This window comes from Pantoea brenneri, assembly GCF_038594305.1.
Classification (GTDB): Bacteria; Pseudomonadota; Gammaproteobacteria; order Enterobacterales; family Enterobacteriaceae; genus Pantoea; species Pantoea brenneri.
On record NZ_JBCGBG010000015.1, the window covers coordinates 1 to 5,061 of the forward strand.

The 5,061-nt window shown below is 51.8% G+C and carries 4 protein-coding genes and 4 tRNA genes; 7 read left to right on the forward strand and 1 reads right to left on the reverse strand.

Going from position 1 to position 5,061, the window contains the following annotated elements; translation table 11 throughout:
• The first annotated feature begins 218 nt into the window (after positions 1-218).
• Together murB and birA are read left to right on the forward strand one after the other, a co-directional pair.
• The gene (murB, locus tag AABB92_RS23255) at positions 219-1,256 is read left to right on the forward strand and encodes a UDP-N-acetylmuramate dehydrogenase (RefSeq protein ID WP_046289645.1); all 1,038 of its coding nucleotides are present in this window, start codon (positions 219-221) and stop codon (positions 1,254-1,256) included.
• Positions 1,253-2,212 (forward strand): bifunctional biotin--[acetyl-CoA-carboxylase] ligase/biotin operon repressor BirA, encoded by a 960-nt coding sequence (gene birA / locus AABB92_RS23260; RefSeq protein ID WP_046289646.1) that lies wholly within the window; start codon positions 1,253-1,255, stop codon positions 2,210-2,212. Before murB ends, birA begins: the two co-directional genes overlap by 4 nt.
• A gap of 45 nt (positions 2,213-2,257) precedes the next feature.
• Here birA and coaA read toward each other — a convergent pair whose 3' ends face one another.
• On the reverse strand, positions 2,258-3,205 hold the full coding sequence (gene coaA / locus AABB92_RS23265; RefSeq protein WP_031377820.1) for a type I pantothenate kinase: 948 nt from the start codon (positions 3,203-3,205) through the stop codon (positions 2,258-2,260).
• Between the two features lie 800 nt (positions 3,206-4,005).
• Between coaA and AABB92_RS23270 the strand changes: the two genes are divergently transcribed.
• From AABB92_RS23270 to AABB92_RS23290, 5 genes are all read left to right on the forward strand, one after another.
• Positions 4,006-4,081: transfer RNA gene (locus tag AABB92_RS23270), tRNA-Thr, on the forward strand.
• Between the two features lie 7 nt (positions 4,082-4,088).
• A tRNA-Tyr gene (locus AABB92_RS23275) sits at positions 4,089-4,173 on the forward strand.
• Positions 4,174-4,366: 193 nt separating this feature from the next.
• Positions 4,367-4,441 (forward strand) — tRNA-Gly (locus tag AABB92_RS23280).
• 5 nt (positions 4,442-4,446) lie between these two features.
• Positions 4,447-4,522: transfer RNA gene (locus tag AABB92_RS23285), tRNA-Thr, on the forward strand.
• A gap of 109 nt (positions 4,523-4,631) precedes the next feature.
• Positions 4,632-5,061 (forward strand): GTP-binding protein (locus AABB92_RS23290; RefSeq protein WP_342550291.1); only part of this gene is annotated, 430 nt, incomplete at its 3' end.

A 5,061-nucleotide genomic window follows, 5' to 3' on the forward strand; every position in this document is an offset into this window, starting at 1 on the left:
AGAAGTGAAACGCCGTAGCGCCGATGGTAGTGTGGGGTCTCCCCATGCGAGAGTAGGGAACTGCCAGGCATCAAACGAGTGAAGAAGCCCCGCACGAAAGTGCGGGGCTTTTTTACGTCTGCAGATCGCTGAAATTTTCGCTGAGAACCTGAAATTCCCCCTGCAACACCCGTCTGATACGGTAAACTACGGCCAGATTAATCAGTTAAGGCCGTCAAATGTCCAGCCAACACCCCTCATTAAAAGCCGACAATACGCTTGGGCTTGCCATTCATACCCAACAACGCATTGTGGCGGAAACTCCAGCCGCTATCCTGGCTGCCTGGCAAGCAAGCCAGCATCAACAAACGCCGTTTATGGTGTTAGGTGAGGGCAGCAACGTGCTGTTCCTGGAGGATTTCGCCGGCACGGTGGTACTGAACCGTATCAAAGGAATCGGGATCCGGGATGAGTTCGAGTACTGGAAACTGCACGTTGGGGCAGGTGAGAACTGGCATCAATTAGTGAAAAGTACGCTGGAAAAGGGCATTACCGGCCTGGAAAATCTGGCGTTAATCCCTGGCATGGTCGGTTCTGCACCGATCCAGAATATCGGCGCCTATGGCGTTGAATTAAAAGACGTATGCGAATATGTTGATGTGCTCAATTTGCACACCGGTCAGACGGAGCGGCTCGATCGCGACGCCTGCGAGTTCGGCTACCGCGACAGTATATTTAAACACCGCTACCAGTCTGGCTACGTGATTGTGGCCGTAGGGATGATTCTGCCAAAACAATGGCGACCGATCCTGACCTACGGCGATCTAAAAACGCTTAATCCCGTCACCGCAAATGCCTGGGATGTTTATCAAGCAGTTTGTGAGATGCGTCAGAGCAAGTTACCCGACCCCAAAATCACCGGTAATGTGGGCAGCTTTTTCAAAAACCCGGTGATCAGCCAGGCGCAGGCCAGCCTGCTGCTGGCTCGCTTTCCGTCGATGCCAAATTATCCACTGGCGAGCGGCGAAACCAAACTGGCTGCAGGGTGGCTTATTGACCAATGCGCGTTAAAGGGCTTTCGTATGGGGGGTGCAGCTGTGCATCAGCAGCAGGCCCTGGTGTTGATCAATGCTGATGATGCGACCCCTGACGACATTGTGGCGCTGGCCCGAACCGTACGTACCCGAGTGGGTGAAAAATTTGATGTCTGGCTTGAGCCTGAAGTCCGGTTCATTCAGGCACAGGGTGAATGCAATGCTGTTGAGGTGATCGCATGAAGGACCATAATGTCCCGCTGAAACTGGTCGATATTTTGTCTGATGGCGAGTTTCATTCTGGCGAGCAGTTAGGTGAAACCCTCGGTATGAGCCGGGCAGCCATCAATAAGCATATTCAGACGCTAAAAAGCTGGGGCCTCGACGTTTATACCGTAACCGGGAAAGGCTACAGCCTGTCCGCGCCCATCCAGTTGCTGGATGAACAGGCGATTCTGTCACGGGTTAAGCAGGGCAATGTTTCAGTCATTCCGGTTATTGATTCGACCAATCAGTATTTGCTGGAGCGGATGCATGAGCTGCAATCGGGGGCTGCCTGTATTGCTGAATATCAGCAGGCGGGTCGCGGACGCCGTGGTCGGCAATGGTTCTCACCGTTTGGTGCCAATCTCTATATGTCGATGTACTGGCGTCTGGATCAGGGGCCTGCAGCCGCTATGGGGCTTAGCCTGGTGATTGGTATTATCATGGCTGAAACATTGCACGCGCTAGGTGCCACCGATGTACGGTTAAAATGGCCCAACGATATATACCTCAACGATCGCAAACTGGCAGGTATTCTAGTCGAACTTACCGGTAAAACCGGCGATGCTGCGCATATTGTGATGGGGGCCGGGATTAACCTGGCGATGCGTTCAGCGGATGCGTCCCAGATCAATCAGGGCTGGATCAACCTGCAGGAAGCAGGCGTAACGGTTAACCGTAATGAACTGGCCGCCAGCCTGATTAACAGCCTGCGCGACGCACTGCCGATGTTTGAGCAGGAAGGACTAACGCCGTTTGTTACGCGCTGGGCAGCACTCGATAATTTTATTAATCGACCGGTTAAGCTGCTTATTGGCGAACGTGAGGTGCATGGCATTGCCCGGGGAGTGGATAGCCAGGGCGGGCTGTTATTAGAGCAGGATGGCGAAATAAAATCGTGGGTTGGCGGAGAAATATCACTTCGGCCAGTCTGAATATAAAAAGGCCTGCACGAACGCAGGCCTTTTTTATTGAACCGTTTATTTACGCAGTCGGACCTTGTCGACCGCATGATTACCACTCTTAGTCATAATCAGGCTGGCTCTTTCGCGCGTTGGCAGAATGTTTTCCTGCAAATTCAGCCAGTTAATCTCTTTCCACAAGTTGCCTGCTATTTCAATCGCTTCCGCTTCGGAGAGCTGGGCATAATGATGGAAATAAGAATCAGGATTGGTAAACGCGCCCTGACGGAATTTCAGGAAGCGATTGATATACCATCTCTGCAACAGATCTTCTGCCGCATCGACATAAATAGAGAAATCGACAAAATCGGAAACGAAGACATGATGGGGATCGTGTGGATAATCCATCCCACTCTGTAATACGTTAAGCCCTTCCAGAATCACAATATCAGGTTGCTGAATAACCTTGTCGCCATCCGGGATGACATCGTAAATCAGATGCGAATAAACCGGTGCGGTCACCTGACTGGCACCGGACTTGAGGTCGGAGACAAACTTCACCAGCCGGTGCATATCATAAGACTGCGGGAAGCCTTTTTTCTTCATCAGGCCCCGTTCTTTCAGCACGGCATTGGGATGAAGAAAACCATCCGTAGTGATCAGCTCAACTTTACGATGCTCAGGCCAGCGGCTCAGCAGCGCCTGTAACACGCGTGCAGTGGTGCTTTTTCCCACCGCGACGCTGCCGGCGATGCTGATAATGTAGGGGATCTTTTGCCCGTTAGTCCCGAGGAACTGCTCCAGCACCGCCTGACGACGTACATTCGAGCTGATATAAAAATTGAGCAGACGTGAAAGCGGCAGATAAATCTCTGCGACTTCTTCCAGCGAGAGGTCTTCATTGATCCCCTCCAGCTGGGCGATCTCCTCTTCTGACAGCGTCATAGGGACAGAATCGCGTAATGCAGCCCACTGTTTACGAGTGAACTGCAAATAAGGCGTCGTCAAGGGTGTCGTTTTATCCATAAGCATGCATCTGACCGCAAATTCGTTACATTCAGGAGATTGTCACCCGGATAGGGTAAGACAACATGGTAAATATGAATCGCGGATCACGAGTTTATCATTGAGAACAATGGGCTGGAGGGTATCACCAGTAAGGCTTTTAACAGAAGTAAAAAGATAAATGTGCACTCGCTTTCGTCGGCAGGCCCACAAACTTACGTCGGGCAGCCCATAAAATAGTGCAATCCTGTTAAAGGCTGACCCGCATTACGTCATAACTTTGCGCTGTGCTATTGCTACTCACGCTGAGTATAGCGTGACAATGCTGATTCGCCCGATGAGGCCTGTAACCGCGTCTGTCGCCACGCTGACGCATCAGCCTGGCCCATGAGCGCAAGGTGGCGCAGATGAATCATCAGGCGGTGATACGCCAGAACAGGACAGCATACCGCCTATGAGCGCGTAGAGGAGGCAATCAGGTTGGCAGGGTGGGACTGACCCGCAGTCAGACAGGTGCGCCCGATTTAGCCGCCGGATAAGTAAAGGCGCAGGGACAGGCTAAAAAAGCAGCACTTAATCTCCTGGCCGCAAAATAAATTTATTGCTGCAGCGCGCTGACCGGCAAAAAAGGGGAGCGATCAGCCAGTCACAGGCGTCCGCAGACTGGCTGCCATCCAGTAAAACGCCAGTGAATTGCACAATAATTCTGCATAAAAACGCTAAATTGCGATGATTTGCACAAATAGTAAGCGATAGCGCAATTTAAGCGATTTTTTTGTTGCATCCTGAAGCCGACCTTCCTAGAATGCGCGTCACTTGATGCCGGCTTAGCTCAGTTGGTAGAGCAACTGACTTGTAATCAGTAGGTCACCAGTTCGATTCCGGTAGCCGGCACCATCAAGTAGGTGGGATTCCCGAGCGGCCAAAGGGAGCAGACTGTAAATCTGCCGTCACAGACTTCGAAGGTTCGAATCCTTCTCCCACCACCATCTCAATCTCACGGTTGAGACCAGATAAACAACCTGTTTATCTGTCAGGTGAGTCACTTCTTCTCACCCTGAATTCAGGCTGGGCATTAGCGCAGTCAAAGTCGGTCAGCTTCGCTGACAGGCTGTGAATAATAGGGGAACATCCTCTGTTACTCACAAGCTACAGAAAGAACAGGTAGCCGAGTTCCAGGATGCGGGCATCGTATAATGGCTATTACCTCAGCCTTCCAAGCTGATGATGCGGGTTCGATTCCCGCTGCCCGCTCCAGATGTGCTGATATGGCTCAGTTGGTAGAGCGCACCCTTGGTAAGGGTGAGGTCCCCAGTTCGACTCTGGGTATCAGCACCACTTCCTTTATCTCCCTCCTGATTTTCTCTCTGTAACTTCCTTGCAGTCAGGCATTGCCTGGTTAATGTGATGATATCTTTGATATATCCGTGTCTTAGAGGGACAAGCGATGGCTAAAGAGCAATTTCAACGTAACAAACTGCACGTAAACGTGGGCACCATCGGTCACGTTGACCACGGTAAAACCACCCTGACTGCAGCTATCACCACCGTTCTGGCAAAAACTAACGGCGGCCAGGCGCGTGCATTCGATCAGATCGACAGCACGCCTGAAGAAAAAGCGCGTGGTATCACCATTAACACCGCACACGTTGAGTATGAGACGGCTTCCCGTCACTACGCTCACGTTGACTGCCCAGGCCACGCCGACTATGTGAAAAACATGATCACCGGTGCTGCGCAGATGGACGGTGCGATCCTGGTTGTTGCTGCGACTGATGGCCCAATGCCACAGACCCGTGAGCACATCCTGCTGGGTCGTCAGGTTGGCGTTCCTTACATCATCGTGTTCCTGAACAAGTGCGACATGGTTGATGATG